This is a genomic window from Morganella sp. GD04133 (assembly GCF_029835375.1).
Classification (GTDB): Bacteria; Pseudomonadota; Gammaproteobacteria; order Enterobacterales; family Enterobacteriaceae; genus Morganella; species Morganella morganii_B.
Window position 1 is genome coordinate 23,369 of record NZ_JAODZS010000026.1, and the last position, 13,632, is coordinate 37,000.

The 13,632-nt window shown below is 51.3% G+C and carries 13 protein-coding genes; 10 read left to right on the forward strand and 3 right to left on the reverse strand.

All coding sequences use genetic code 11. The features are described 5' to 3' along the window. Positions 1–101: 101 nt before the first annotated feature. Positions 102–2,552: an acyl-CoA dehydrogenase FadE gene (fadE, locus tag N7387_RS13855; RefSeq protein WP_279799700.1), complete on the reverse strand. Its 2,451-nt coding sequence runs from the start codon at positions 2,550–2,552 to the stop codon at positions 102–104. A 267-nt stretch (positions 2,553–2,819) separates the two neighbouring features. On the opposite strand from fadE, the gene lpcA reads away from it, so the two are divergent. Both lpcA and N7387_RS13865 read left to right on the forward strand, forming a co-directional pair. Beyond that, positions 2,820–3,398 (forward strand): D-sedoheptulose 7-phosphate isomerase, encoded by a 579-nt coding sequence (lpcA, locus tag N7387_RS13860; protein ID WP_024472650.1) that lies wholly within the window; start codon positions 2,820–2,822, stop codon positions 3,396–3,398. A 211-nt stretch (positions 3,399–3,609) separates the two neighbouring features. Then, positions 3,610–4,386 (forward strand): class II glutamine amidotransferase, encoded by a 777-nt coding sequence (locus N7387_RS13865; RefSeq protein ID WP_279799702.1) that lies wholly within the window; start codon positions 3,610–3,612, stop codon positions 4,384–4,386. Here N7387_RS13865 and N7387_RS13870 read toward each other — a convergent pair. Then, a complete protein-coding gene (locus N7387_RS13870; protein WP_279799704.1) occupies positions 4,371–5,102 on the reverse strand; it encodes a murein L,D-transpeptidase in 732 nt (243 codons plus the stop codon). The genes N7387_RS13865 and N7387_RS13870 overlap by 16 nt on opposite strands. A 413-nt stretch (positions 5,103–5,515) precedes the next feature. On the opposite strand from N7387_RS13870, the gene N7387_RS13875 reads away from it, so the two are divergent. From N7387_RS13875 to nqrM, 8 genes are all read left to right on the forward strand, one after another. After that, on the forward strand, positions 5,516–6,859 hold the full coding sequence (locus N7387_RS13875) for a Na(+)-translocating NADH-quinone reductase subunit A (protein WP_262859259.1): 1,344 nt from the start codon (positions 5,516–5,518) through the stop codon (positions 6,857–6,859). A gap of 2 nt (positions 6,860–6,861) precedes the next feature. Continuing rightward, complete coding sequence (locus N7387_RS13880) at positions 6,862–8,100, forward strand: NADH:ubiquinone reductase (Na(+)-transporting) subunit B (protein ID WP_262859258.1); 1,239 nt, start codon at positions 6,862–6,864, stop codon at positions 8,098–8,100. Further along, a complete protein-coding gene (locus N7387_RS13885) occupies positions 8,093–8,887 on the forward strand; it encodes a Na(+)-translocating NADH-quinone reductase subunit C (RefSeq protein ID WP_279799708.1) in 795 nt (264 codons plus the stop codon). Before N7387_RS13880 ends, N7387_RS13885 begins: the two co-directional genes overlap by 8 nt. Beyond that, positions 8,880–9,509 (forward strand): NADH:ubiquinone reductase (Na(+)-transporting) subunit D, encoded by a 630-nt coding sequence (locus tag N7387_RS13890; RefSeq protein WP_025154079.1) that lies wholly within the window; start codon positions 8,880–8,882, stop codon positions 9,507–9,509. Before N7387_RS13885 ends, N7387_RS13890 begins: the two co-directional genes overlap by 8 nt. Before the next feature lie 3 nt (positions 9,510–9,512). Further along, on the forward strand, positions 9,513–10,109 hold the full coding sequence (nqrE, locus tag N7387_RS13895; RefSeq protein WP_004237852.1) for an NADH:ubiquinone reductase (Na(+)-transporting) subunit E: 597 nt from the start codon (positions 9,513–9,515) through the stop codon (positions 10,107–10,109). 15 nt (positions 10,110–10,124) lie between these two features. Further along, a complete protein-coding gene (gene nqrF, locus N7387_RS13900; RefSeq protein WP_279799712.1) occupies positions 10,125–11,351 on the forward strand; it encodes an NADH:ubiquinone reductase (Na(+)-transporting) subunit F in 1,227 nt (408 codons plus the stop codon). A 75-nt stretch (positions 11,352–11,426) separates the two neighbouring features. Continuing rightward, complete coding sequence (locus tag N7387_RS13905; protein ID WP_279799714.1) at positions 11,427–12,464, forward strand: FAD:protein FMN transferase; 1,038 nt, start codon at positions 11,427–11,429, stop codon at positions 12,462–12,464. Positions 12,465–12,482: 18 nt separating this feature from the next. Then, on the forward strand, positions 12,483–12,710 hold the full coding sequence (nqrM, locus tag N7387_RS13910; RefSeq protein WP_024472643.1) for a (Na+)-NQR maturation NqrM: 228 nt from the start codon (positions 12,483–12,485) through the stop codon (positions 12,708–12,710). A gap of 68 nt (positions 12,711–12,778) precedes the next feature. Here nqrM and N7387_RS13915 read toward each other — a convergent pair whose 3' ends face one another. Then, a complete protein-coding gene (locus N7387_RS13915) occupies positions 12,779–13,552 on the reverse strand; it encodes a hypothetical protein (RefSeq protein WP_262883103.1) in 774 nt (257 codons plus the stop codon). Positions 13,553–13,632: the final 80 nt, after the last annotated feature.

Below are 13,632 nucleotides of genomic sequence, written 5' to 3' on the forward strand. Positions count from 1 at the left end.
CCTGGATGCCAATATGACCGGTAACAGCAGCACAGGACGGTAATACAGAGGTAATACAGAGTGCAGTAATGGCGGAGCAGAGAACGGCTCCGCCATGTTATTTATGCGCCGGGATTTTCACCTTTACGGTAACGGTGAGAATTAGCGTGTGATTTTAAGCCGATAATCTCCGGTGCAAACTCATCCACATTGATTGAACGCAGACGGCTGGCTTCCGCTTTGCGCAGGATATCCGCCTCTTCTGGTGTGACTTTTCCGCTTTCCAGGGCAATATCCGCCAGTTTATCCAGCCGGGTGAAATCAATATGTTTTTCAGCCATACGACTGAGGCGATCTACCAGCGGCTCGGCGGCGAGAATATCACTGAGTGCGGCATTGAGCAGCCCGTGCGGGTTGTTGGGCTCAGGAGCCAGGTATTGCCCGCGTCCGATTCTGTCGCGGGTCTCTGACGGTTCCTGCAGCAGACGGGCGAGTTTGCTGTCCAGTTTATCTGACGGCGGACGGTGATGGCGGCCTGACGGGAAGACGGTCAGACGCAGCAGCGCAGCCACTTTGCGGTCAGGGAAGTTGGTCAGCAGTTCATCCATCGCTTTTTCGGCTTCATACAGACAATCCTGTACTGCCCAGTGTACCAGCGGTAAGTCAGCCTGCGGGCGGCCATCCTCATCAAACCGTTTTAAAGTGGCAGATGCGAGGTAAAGCTGGCTGAGTATATCGCCGAGTCTGGCAGAAATCCGCTCACGGCGCTTCAGACTGCCGCCGAGTGTCGCCATCGCGATGTCTGACAGCAGCGCCAGGTTGGCACTCAGCCGGTTAAGGTGCTGATAATAGCGGCGGGTGGCATCCCGGAACGGTGACGGACTGAAATACCCGCGCGATAACCCGAGCCAGAAACTGCGGGTGGCGGCGGTTAATACATGGCCGATATGGGCAAACAGCGCGTTATCGAAGTCATTCAGCTGATTGTCTGCCGCTGCGGCCATCTCAGTCAATACATACGGATGACAGCGGATAGCGCCCTGACCGAAGATAATCATACTGCGGGTCAGGATATTGGCACCTTCGACGGTGATCGCGATAGGCGCTCCCTGATAGTTACGGGCCAGGAAGTTGGACGGCCCGAGGCAGATACCTTTACCCCCCGCAATATCCATGGCATCAATAATGGCGCGCTGTCCCCGGTGGGTACAGTGATATTTCACAATCGCGGACAGAACCGCCGGTTTCTCACCGAGCATAATACCGGTGGTGATCAGTGTGGCGGCGGCATCCATCAGATAGGCATTTCCGGCAATCCGCGCCAGCGGCTCCTCAATCCCTTCCATTTTGCCGATCGGCATCCGGAATTGACGGCGGATATAAGAATAAGCGCCAATTGCCATGGCCGCACTTTTCAGCCCGCCGGTGGCATTGGACGGCAGGGTGATACCACGCCCGACCGACAGACACTCCACCAGCATGCGCCAGCCCTGTCCGGCCATTGCCGGGCCGCCGATAATATAATCCAGCGGCACAAAGACATCTTTACCGCGTGTCGGGCCGTTCTGGAACGGGACATTAAGCGGGAAATGGCGGGTACCGGTTTCAACCCCCGGGGTATTTACCGGGATCAGTGCGCAGGTGATCCCCAGCGAGGTTTTTTCACCGAGCAGTTTATCCGGATCATACAGTTTAAAGGCGAGACCCAGCACGGTGGCGACCGGTGCCAGGGTGATATAGCGTTTATTCCAGTTCAGGCGCATGCCGAGCACCTGTTCACCCTGCCATTCGCCGGTGCAGATAACCCCGGTATCCGGAATGGCACCGGCATCAGAACCGGCTTCCGGGCTGGTCAGGGCAAAGCAGGGGATTTCTTCCCCGGAGGCCAGTCCCGGCAGCCAGCGTTTTTTCTGCTCATCTGTGCCGTAGTGCTGTAACAGCTCTCCCGGCCCCAGTGAATTGGGAACGCCGACGGTAATCGCCAGAATACCGGAAACCCCGGCGAGTTTTTGCAGCACCCGCGCCTGGGCATAGGGAGAGAATGCCAGTCCGCCGTATTCTTTGCGGATGATCATGGCGAAGAATTTATGTTCGCGCAGGAACTGCCATAATGCCGGCGGCAGATCCGCCAGTTCGTGGGTAATTTCAAAATCGTTGGCCATCCGGCAGGCTTCTTCTGCCGGGCCGTCGAGGAAAGCCTGCTCTTCTGCGGTCAGCTGCGGGGCAGGGTAGCTGTGCAGCTTCTGCCAGTCGGGCTGACCACGGAACAGATCGCCCTCCCACCAGGTGGTGCCTGCATCAATCGCTTCTTTTTCTGTCTGTGACATCGGCGGCATCACTTTGCGGAACAGCAGCATCAGACGGCTGCTGAACAGGGCTTTACGCACGGACGTGATCACAAACGGCAGGAAAATCAGTGCCAGAAGAACGGTGACAGCAAACGGCCATAAACGGAAGACATTCATGATGAGACTGAACAGTATCAGTGCTGTTGCACTGAACTTCAGACTGACCCGGTGAAAAGCGAGCAGCCCGGTGACGGCGATAAACAAGATAATACTGAGTAGTAACATGATGAACCTCCGTAAGGGGTATCCGTGTCAGCACATGTGACGTGTCAGTACACTGTGACATCAGAGGTCTGACCTGTTGTGTTCAGATTTAGCGCAACGGCGGAATAATTTCAACGATTTCACATTTTATTTACAACTCAGCTCACAAAATTAGCAGAATAAAATGTGTCTTATTTGCAGATGCCACGGATTGTGACTTCTTTCACCGGGGCAGATCCGTTACACTCAGGACAGACAAATCCGATTCATTTTCAGGAGCCTATCTCTATGTACCAGGAACTTATCCGCGGTGAACTGACCGAAGCAGCGGCAACCCTCGATAACTTTTTGAAAGATGAGAATAATATTGATGCTATCCGCCGGGCTGCTGTCATGCTGGCTGATTCTTTTAAAGCGGGCGGCAAAGTGATGTCATGCGGCAACGGCGGTTCACACTGTGATGCGATGCATTTTGCGGAAGAACTGACCGGACGCTACCGTGAAAACCGTCCGGGTTATCCGGCGATTGCCATTTCAGATGTCAGCCACTTATCCTGCGTCAGCAATGATTTCGGTTATGAATATGTTTTCTCGCGTTTTGTGGAATCTGTCGGTCGTGAAGGGGATGTGTTACTCGGTATCTCCACATCCGGTAATTCAGGTAACATTATTAAAGCCATTGAAGCGGCGCGTGCCAAAGGCATGAAAGTGATCACGCTGACCGGCAAAGACGGTGGCAAGATGGCAGGCAGCGCGGATATTGAAATCCGTGTCCCGCATTTTGGTTACGCGGATCGCATTCAGGAAATTCATATTAAGGTTATTCATATTCTGATCATGCTGATCGAAAAAGAAATGGTCAAATAACCGGATATAAGCCGGATCTCCTGAAAAAGCACTCTGCCGCCGGTTGAGTGCTTTTCTATGGCACAATGCCTGTCTTATTCACCATAAGCATAAATCACCTTATATATAACCAAATCATCTAAAAGAATGATATTTTCGCGATTGTGAAACTATCGGATTGCGGGTAACAATAGTCCTCAGTCATCACAAAAACGGGTAAGGGAGAAAGGCGATGTGTGAATTGCTGGGGATGAGTGCAAATGTCCCGACTGATATTCATTTCAGTCTCAGTGGCCTGATCCCGCGCGGCGGCGAAACCGGGCCGCACAAAGACGGGTGGGGAATTACGTTTTATGAAGGAATGGGCTGCCGGACATTCAAAGACGCCCGTGCCTGCTGCAACTCTCCTGTTGCCCGTTTTGTCCGTGACTATCCCGTCAAATCCGAAGCGGTGATTGCCCATATCCGTCAGGCAAACAGAGGGGTGGTATCACTGGAAAATACCCATCCCTTTACCCGCGAACTGTGGGGACGGAACTGGACATATGCCCACAACGGACAGCTCAGCGGCTATGAACATCTGCCGACCGGTTTTTTTACCCCAGTCGGCCAGACGGACAGCGAGCATGCATTCTGCTGGCTGCTGAATCAGCTGAAAGAAAAATACCCGCAGCCGCCGCAGGATCTGCAAACAGTGTTCCGTGAAATTAAACGGCTGGCGGATGTGCTGCGGCAGTTTGGTGTCTTTAATATGTTGTTGTCAGACGGCAGCTATGTGCTGGCGTACTGTTCGACGAATCTGCACTGGATCACCCGCCGCGCGCCTTTCGGTAAAGCGCGGCTGGTGGACAGTGATGTGGAGATTGATTTTTCGCAGCATACCCGGCAGGACGATGTGGTGTCTGTGATTGCCACACAGCCGCTGACCGGTAATGAGCAGTGGCAGAAAATCGGGCCCGGCGAAGCCGTTCTCTTTTATTACGGCGAACGGGATCAATCCGTGTTCTGAGTCAGTAAACCGGTGTCCGCTGCCGGTGCCGGTACCGCTGTGTGTGCGGCGGTCACATAACGGCCGTTAACAACCGCAACTACTGCAGGTATCTGATTATCCGCGAAATACTGATAAGCAGGCTGTAACTGCTGCCAGAACGCCAGATGTGAGGAGTTCCGGTGGCGGTTCAGGTTTTCCGGCGTCATCCGGAAAGGATAAATCGCGATATTCAGATCCGTCTGTCCGCTCAGCAGGGCGCTTTCCACGTAGCGGTAAATCTCATCAATATAAGCATCCGTCATGGCGTAACAGCCGACGGATTTGCAGTCTCCGTGAACCATCAGATAATCCCCGCTATAGCCATGCGCCCGGTCGAATTCATTGGGAAAACCAAGGTTAATAGCTCGGTAAAACCGACTGCTTGGATTGAGCTGTGACAGACTGATACGGTAAAATCCCTCCGGGCTTTTTAAATCGCCGGTCAGTTGCTTTGGCCCGAGCCCGCCGGAAAACTGACAAACCGGGTAGCGTTTCACCAGTTTAAAACGTCCGTTATTTTCCCGCTGATAAAGCTCCAGTTCTTTTTCTTCTTTAAATATCTGTATAAATACCCGGCTGTTACGGGCATCACTCACCGGCGTTGTAAGCCATAATGACGCGGATTTTTCTGTGGTTGCTGATGATTGCCCTGCAAAAAACAGCAGGCCGATCATCATAAAAATGATATGTCGCATTCTCAGTATTCAGGGTAACAATAGATTGGTGAAAAAAGTAACAACAGATTGCCATGATGCAGATAATTTGTGAATGGTTTCCTGTGAGAATAAAATCATTTGTTACGAATATTATTGTGGTTAAAAAAGAGACAGGAGTCGGTAAAGGTGACTTAATTACTCGGTAAAGGCGAGTTATTGAGCTTTTTCTGATCACAATAATCCTATTTGCTTGAGCCAGGTCACTCGTTTCGCCGGACAGAATTGTTGTGAAGTGGTAAAATAATGCGGATCGGGTTTACGCAAAACCGTGACATATGTCGGAAAAAACAGCCCGGGGCGATAATAACGGCCCGGAGTGTTTTTATTGTTGAGTTGTCATACGCTGCTGCGGCAGTGATGACGTGGGTTTAACAAAAACTTGTGCAAATTTTATGATTAAAATTAAAAAAGGACTCGACCTGCCGATCGCAGGAGCACCTGCTCAAGTCACAGAAGATGGCCCTTCAGTCCGCCACGCAGCGCTGCTGGGTGAGGAATACATCGGGATGCGTCCGTCGATGCTGGTTCAGGAAGGTGAATCAGTAAAGAAAGGACAGGCTCTTTTTGAAGATAAAAAGAACCCCGGTGTGATTTTTACCAGCCCCGCCTGCGGAGTGGTAAAAGCCATCAATCGTGGTGAGCGTCGTGTATTACAATCTGTGGTGATTGAGATACAGGGAGACGAGCAATTAACGTTTGACAGTTATGACCGCCGGGATCTGTCGTCACTGACCCGTGAACAGGCAGAGAAAAACCTGGTGGCCTCCGGATTGTGGACCGCGCTGCGGACACGTCCGTTCAGTCATACCCCGAAATTAGGTTCCGTGCCTGCCGCTATTTTTGTCACTGCTATGGACACCAATCCGCTGTCCGCTGATCCGCAGGTGATTATCCGTCAGGAACAGGCGTCGTTTGATGACGGCTTACAGGTATTGAGCTGCCTGACGGAAGGGAAGATTCATGTCTGCCACGGCACAGATGACTTCGCAAAAGTTACCGATAACAATCGTGTCAGTTACACACAATTTACCGGGCCGCATCCGGCAGGCCTTGCCGGTACGCACATCCATTTCCTGGAACCGGTCAGTGCAACGAAAACCGTCTGGTCACTGAATTACCAGGATGTCATCGCCATCGGTAAACTGTTCACGACCGGCTTTTTATATACCGACCGTATTGTGGCGCTCGGTGGTCCGCAGGTGGAGAACCCGCGCCTGCTGAAAACCCGCCTCGGCGCAGATCTGTATGAACTGACCGAAGGGCAGCTGAAGGCCGGTGAAAACCGTATTATTTCCGGTTCTGTCCTGTGGGGCGTGGCCAGTGATGATGCTCATCACTATCTGGGCCGTTTTACCAATCAGGTCTCCGTTCTGGAAGAAGGCCGTGAGAAAGAGCTGTTCGGCTGGATTATGCCGGGCACAGACAAATACACGGTTACCCGCACCACACTGGGTCATTTCTTTAAGAAGAAACTGTTTTCATTTACTACATCAATGAATGGCGGCGAACGTTCCATGGTGCCGATCGGCAGTTATGAACGTGTGATGCCGCTCGACATTATGGCGACACATTTCCTGCGCGATCTGCTGGCGGGTGATACTGACAGTGCCCAGGCACTGGGTGCGCTGGAGCTGGATGAGGAAGATCTGGGGCTGTGTACCTATGTCTGTCAGAGTAAATATGAGTACGGCCCGGTGCTGCGTGACGTACTGACCAGGATTGAGCAGGAAGGATAATCATGGGTCTGAAAAAATTTCTCGAAAAAATTGAGCCGCATTTTGAACCGGGCGGCAAATTACAGAAATGGTATGCACTGTATGAAGCAGCCGCCACCATCTTCTATACCCCGGGGACAGTTACCCGCGGGCGTTCGCATGTCCGTGACTCCATCGACCTTAAACGTCTGATGATCCTGGTCTGGTTATCCGTTTTCCCGGCCATGTTCTGGGGGATGTATAACGTTGGTAACCAGGCAATACCGGTACTGCTGGATATGTACAGCGGTGCGGAGCTTCAGCAGGTGATTGCCGGTGACTGGCATTATCGTCTGGCGGAGCTTATCGGGGTCTCCTTCACACAGGATGCGGGCTGGGTCAGTAAAATGCTGTTCGGTGCCGTCTATTTCCTGCCGATTTATGCGGTGATTTTTATCGTCGGCGGCTTCTGGGAAGTCCTGTTTGCGATGATCCGCGGGCATGAAATCAACGAAGGCTTCTTTATTACCTCCATTCTGCTGGCACTGATTGTGCCGCCGACGCTGCCGTTATGGCAGGCTGCGCTGGCTGTCACCTTCGGTGTGGTGGTCGCGAAGGAAATCTTCGGCGGTACAGGACGCAACTTCCTGAACCCGGCGCTGGCCGGTCGTGCTTTCCTGTTCTTTGCTTATCCGGCTCAGATTTCCGGTGACACGGTCTGGACTGCCGCTGACGGCTTCTCCGGCGCAACGCCGCTGTCGCAGTGGGCGGTCGGTGGTGAGCATCAGCTGGTTAATACCATAACCAATCAGCCGATCTCCTGGATGGATGCCTTTATCGGTAACATCCCTGGCTCGATTGGTGAAGTCTCCACGCTGATGATTCTGATCGGCGGTGCCGTCATTCTGTTTGCCCGTATCGCCTCTCTGCGTATTGTGGCCGGTGTGATGGTCGGGATGATCGCGATGTCCGCCGTCTTTAATATGATTGGTTCTGACACCAATCCGCTGTTTGCTATGCCGTGGTACTGGCATCTGGTCCTGGGCGGTTTTGCCTTCGGTATGATTTTCATGGCAACGGACCCGGTATCAGCTTCATTTACCGATAAAGGGAAATGGGCTTACGGGATCCTGATCGGGGTGATGTGTGTCCTGATCCGTGTGGCAAACCCGGCATATCCGGAAGGGATGATGCTGGCTATCCTGTTCGCCAACTTATTCGCCCCGTTATTTGATTATCTGGTGGTTCAGGCAAACATTAAACGGAGAAAAGCACGTGGCTAATGAAAAAACGAAAAACAAGGACAGTGTCGCAAGAACGTTTATCGTTGTCTTCGTCCTTTGCCTTGTGTGTTCGATAGTCGTGGCTGGTTCTGCTGTGGGGCTGAAGTCCACGCAGCAGGCACAGATTCTGCTGGATAAGCAGCGTAACATTCTGGATGTGGCCGGGTTACTGACGCCATCCATGACGGCGGACGAAATCGATGCAGTCTATAAAAAATTCATCAGAGCAAAAATGGTGGATTTAAAAACCGGTCAGATGACGGACAGCACCGGCAAATACGATCTCAATGATGAACTGCGCAGTGATGAGACCAGTATTGCCCTGTCACCGGAAGAAGATCTGGCGAAAATCCGCCGCCGTGCCAACAGCGCGGAAATCTATCTGGTACAGAATGAGCAGGGTGAAACCAGTAAAATTGTTCTGCCGGTTTACGGCTCCGGTCTGTGGTCGGTGATGTATGCCTTTGTCGCGATTGATGTTGACGGTATCACTTCCGAAGGGATCTCTTACTATCAGCACGGTGAAACCCCGGGGCTGGGTGGTGAGGTGGATAACCCGCAATGGCGTAAACAGTGGATTGGTAAAAAGCTGTTTAATGAAGACGGTATGCCGGCCATCAAAATTGTCCGCAGCGGCACCACTGACAGTCCGTACGGCATTGATGGTTTGTCCGGTGCGACACTGACCTCAAACGGCATCCAGCATATGTTTGATTTCTGGCTGGGTGACAACGGTTTTGGCCCGTTCCTGAAAACAGTACGCGAAGGAGCGTTGAATCATGGCTGATAGTAAAGAAATTAAACGCGTTCTTCTCGGACCGTTATTAGATAACAACCCGATTGCCCTCCAGGTACTGGGTGTGTGTTCGGCGCTGGCGGTGACCACCAAACTGGAAACTGCTCTGGTTATGACCATCGCGGTAACGCTGGTGACGGCATTCTCCAGCATGTTTATCTCGATGATCCGTAATTTTATTCCGGGTAGTGTGCGGATTATCGTTCAGATGGCAATTATCGCCTCGCTGGTTATTCTTGTTGACCAGATTTTGCGGGCCTATGCCTACGGAATCTCCAAACAGCTTTCTGTATTCGTCGGTCTGATCATTACCAACTGTATTGTGATGGGACGTGCGGAAGCGTATGCCATGAAAGCGCCGCCGCTTGAAAGCTTTATGGACGGTATCGGTAACGGCCTGGGTTACGGGGTGATCCTGCTGCTGGTGGGCTTTTTCCGTGAACTGATTGGTTCCGGCAAACTCTTTGGCGTGACCGTGCTGGAAACAGCGCAGAACGGCGGCTGGTATCTGCCGAACGGCCTGTTCCTGCTGGCACCAAGTGCATTCTTTATTATCGGCATGCTCATCTGGGGGATCCGTACCCTGAAACCGTCACAAGTCGAGGAGGATTAAGATATGGAACATTATATCAGTCTCTTTGTGCGGGCAGTGTTTATTGAAAATATGGCGCTGGCCTTTTTCCTCGGGATGTGTACGTTCCTCGCGGTGTCGAAAAACGTCAAAACGGCGTTTGGTCTCGGCGTGGCGGTTACCGTGGTGCTGGGGATTTCGGTTCCGGCAAACAACCTGGTGTACAACCTGCTGCTGCGCGACGGCGCACTGATGGAAGGGGTGGATTTAAGCTTCCTCAACTTCATTACCTTTATCGGGGTCATTGCGGCGCTGGTACAGATTCTGGAGATGATTCTGGATCGCTATTTTCCGGCACTGTATAACGCGTTGGGGATCTTCCTGCCGTTAATCACCGTAAACTGTGCAATTTTCGGTGGTGTGTCCTTTATGGCGCAGCGTGACTACAACTTTACGGAGTCTGTGGTTTACGGGTTTGCTTCCGGTATCGGCTGGCTGCTGGCGATTGTGCTGATGGCCGCTATCCGCGAGAAGATGAAATACTCTGACGTACCGGCCGGCCTGAAAGGGCTGGGGATCACATTCGTGACCACCGGACTGATGGCTCTGGGCTTTATGTCCTTCTCCGGCGTACAGTTATAAGGGTGAAACGCAATTATGGATATCGTTATTTTAGGCGTGGCAATGTTTACCCTGATTGTTCTGGCGCTGACCGCATTGATTTTGTTCGCAAAATCAAAACTGGTGAACACAGGGGACGTTAAGATTGAAATCAACGGCGATGCGGAGAAAAGCTTCGACGCACCGGCCGGTGACAAATTACTGAATGTACTGTCCGGTCAGGGGATTTTTGTCTCCTCAGCCTGCGGTGGTGGCGGAACCTGCGGCCAGTGCCGTGTGAAGATCAAAGAAGGCGGCGGTGATATTCTGCCGACAGAAGTGTCGCACATTAACAAACGCGAAGCGCGTGAAGGCTGCCGTCTGGCATGCCAGGTGAATGTGAAACAGGATCTGAAAATTGAGTTGCCGGAAGAGATCTTCGGGGTGAAAAAATGGGAGTGCGAAGTTATCTCCAATGATAACAAAGCGACGTTCATTAAAGAGCTGAAACTCAGAATCCCTGACGGTGAAAGTGTGCCGTTCCGTGCCGGTGGTTATATTCAGATTGAATGTCCGCCGCATGTGGTCCGCTATGATGAGTTTGATGTGCCGCAGGAATACCGTGAGGACTGGGACAAGTTTAACCTGTTCCGCTATGTGTCTGATGTGAAAGAGCCGACAGTGCGTGCTTACTCCATGGCGAACTATCCGGAAGAGCACGGCATTATCATGCTGAACGTGCGTATCGCCACACCGCCTCCGCGAGTGCCGGATGCCCCTCCGGGGATTATGTCCTCTTACATCTGGTCACTGAAACCGGGTGATAAAGTGACAATTTCCGGGCCGTTCGGGGAATTCTTTGCGAAAGATACCGATGCGGAAATGATCTTTATCGGTGGTGGTGCCGGTATGGCACCGATGCGTTCGCATATCTTCGATCAGCTTAAGCGTCTGCATTCCAAACGCAAGATGTCTTTCTGGTATGGTGCGCGTTCAAAACGTGAAATGTTCTATGAGGAAGATTTTGACCAGCTTCAGGCTGAAAATGAAAACTTCACCTGGAACGTGGCGTTGTCTGATGCCCTGCCGGAAGATAACTGGGACGGATACACCGGGTTTATTCATAATGTTCTCTATGAGCATTACCTGAAAAATCACCCGGCACCGGAAGATTGTGAGTTCTATATGTGCGGGCCGCCGATGATGAACGCCGCCGTGATCAAGATGCTCAAAGATCTGGGTGTGGAAGACGAAAATATTATGCTGGATGACTTCGGCGGCTGATTTCCGCCCCCTGTCATAACGAAACTGCGCCCACACCTGTGGGCGCAGATGATCTGAAATCAGACTGGATTGTGTATGGTAAAAATAAAACGGGCTTTTCTGCCGCTGGCACTGTTGACCTTGTTACTGAGCGCGTGCGGTGATAACACACCGGAAGCACAGCAGGTCACCCTGAACGGCAAAACGATGGGTACCTATTACGCGATAAAATATGTTGCTGATCAGAAAGATCCTCCGGCGGAATCACTGCAGAAAGGCATTGATGTGGTGCTGGAAGAGGTCAATGACCAGATGTCCACCTACCGGCCGGATTCTGAACTCAGCCGTTTTAATCAGAGTCGTGAGGTGAATACACCGTTTCCGGTCTCTGCCGCGACGGCAAAAGTAGTTCGTGAGGCTATCCGTATTAATCAGCTGACAGATGGCGCACTGGATGTCACGGTCGGCCCGCTGGTGAATTTATGGGGATTTGGTCCGGAAGGACGGGTGACCCATGTACCGACAGAGCAGGATATTGAAACCCGCCGTCAGTGGACCGGGATTGATAAACTGAAGGTTGAAGGCAATAATCTGATTAAGACTGTGCCGGAACTGTATGTCGATCTGTCCTCGATTGCCAAAGGCTACGGGGTGGATGCGGTGGCGGACTATCTGGAATCGCAGAATATCCGCAACTATATGGTGGATGTGGGCGGTGAAGTCCGGACTCAGGGCATTAACGGCAAAGGCAAACCGTGGCGCATTGCGATTGAAAAACCATCATCGCAGGGGCTGAGCCAGTCTGCACAGGAAATTATTGAGCCGGGTAATGCCTCTGTGGCGACATCCGGGGATTACCGGAATTATTTTGAAGAAAATAATGTCCGCTACTCACATACCATTGATCCGAAAACAGCACGTCCGATTAACCACAATCTGGTATCGATTACCGTTATTGCAGATAATTGCATGAGTGCGGATGGCTTTTCTACCGGGCTGAATGTGCTTGGGCCGGAGCGTGGTCTTGAAGTGGCGAATGCACAAAATATCCCTGTCTTTATGATTGTCAAAACAGAGAAGGGATTTGAAGAGCGCTACAGTGAGGCATTTAAGCCCTATTTGCAGCAAAAATAAAAGGAGGTGGCTGATATGGTGATAAAAGTATTTATCGCAACCTTTATCCTGTTCCTGGTCGCGTTTCTGGGAATGTCTCTCGGCTATATCATTAAGCGCAAGAGCATTCAGGGAAGTTGCGGCGGGCTGAGCAGCATTGGTGTCGAGAAAGTCTGCGACTGTCCTGAACCGTGTGATGCCCGGAAAAAACGGATGGCACGTGAAGCTGCCCGCGAAGAGAAACTGAATAAAAACCGGATTGTATAGATTCGGAAGATATAACAAAGGCGCATTAACGCGCCTTTGTTTATTATTGGCAGGATAACAATACGGAATCAGTAATAACGATAGTCTGATGTCACAATAGCGGTATTTATCACAATAATATTATTGGCCTGATTCCCTTCAGTGATACTCTGCCAGAGTGCTTTTTCACAATTACCGTAAGTATCTGTCTGCTGACAGGTATAAATTGTTTTTACCCGGCCCAGCGGCGTATGTTGTGTCTGTGTCTGCCGGATAACCTGACGGTCATCATTATACGCAAATTCATAGTTCAGCTGAGGAAGCCCGTTACTCCGCGATATAATTGCATTTATCTGCCGATCCTGACGCCAGTCGTAACGGATTTCGCCGCCGGTGTCTGCGGAATCACCTTTTGATACGGCGTGTGTAATCAAACCATTCTCATAAAAAAAATCGGTTTCCATATGCGATTTTTGGGTATTGCCGCCACTGTTGCTTTCGGATTCGGCACGGACGATTTGTTTTTGATGATTATAGAAAAGGCGACTGCGGGCATGAATCAGAGTGACAGGGGCTTTTCCGCTGCCATGCAGTTGTGACGTGAATAATAAGCTATAACCCTGCTCCGTCATCTTACCTTCGGAATACATCCGGTTCTGTAACCCCGGGTAGTGCTCAGTGATTTCCAGCGAAAAGTAACTGAGTTCACCACACGGCGTCAGGTCATATTGCCCGTTAATTATAATATTGCTGTTCTTGTTGTCCGGGGAATGCGCTGTTGTGATGACAGATTTTACCGGGCCGTTAATCATACCGGCACCCAGAATAATAAAGTTGCTGCTGCGTGTTTCATCTGAATACACATCGCAGTCTGCATAAGAATAAACGCTGAATAACAGAAAAAAGAATCCTGTAAAAACAATGAAGGATTTTGGGGGTGAAT

What these genes read in the sequence shown, in the direction of transcription:
- fadE (WP_279799700.1), bottom strand. Translation starts at nt 2,552, where the DNA reads ATGTTACTACTCAGTATTATCTTGTTTATCGCCGTCACCGGGCTGCTC.
- lpcA (WP_024472650.1), top strand. Translation starts at nt 2,820, where the DNA reads ATGTACCAGGAACTTATCCGCGGTGAACTGACCGAAGCAGCGGCAACC.
- N7387_RS13865 (WP_279799702.1), top strand. Translation starts at nt 3,610, where the DNA reads ATGTGTGAATTGCTGGGGATGAGTGCAAATGTCCCGACTGATATTCAT.
- N7387_RS13870 (WP_279799704.1), bottom strand. Translation starts at nt 5,102, where the DNA reads ATGCGACATATCATTTTTATGATGATCGGCCTGCTGTTTTTTGCAGGG.
- N7387_RS13875 (WP_262859259.1), top strand. Translation starts at nt 5,516, where the DNA reads ATGATTAAAATTAAAAAAGGACTCGACCTGCCGATCGCAGGAGCACCT.
- N7387_RS13880 (WP_262859258.1), top strand. Translation starts at nt 6,862, where the DNA reads ATGGGTCTGAAAAAATTTCTCGAAAAAATTGAGCCGCATTTTGAACCG.
- N7387_RS13890 (WP_025154079.1), top strand. Translation starts at nt 8,880, where the DNA reads ATGGCTGATAGTAAAGAAATTAAACGCGTTCTTCTCGGACCGTTATTA.
- nqrE (WP_004237852.1), top strand. Translation starts at nt 9,513, where the DNA reads ATGGAACATTATATCAGTCTCTTTGTGCGGGCAGTGTTTATTGAAAAT.
- nqrF (WP_279799712.1), top strand. Translation starts at nt 10,125, where the DNA reads ATGGATATCGTTATTTTAGGCGTGGCAATGTTTACCCTGATTGTTCTG.
- N7387_RS13905 (WP_279799714.1), top strand. Translation starts at nt 11,427, where the DNA reads ATGGTAAAAATAAAACGGGCTTTTCTGCCGCTGGCACTGTTGACCTTG.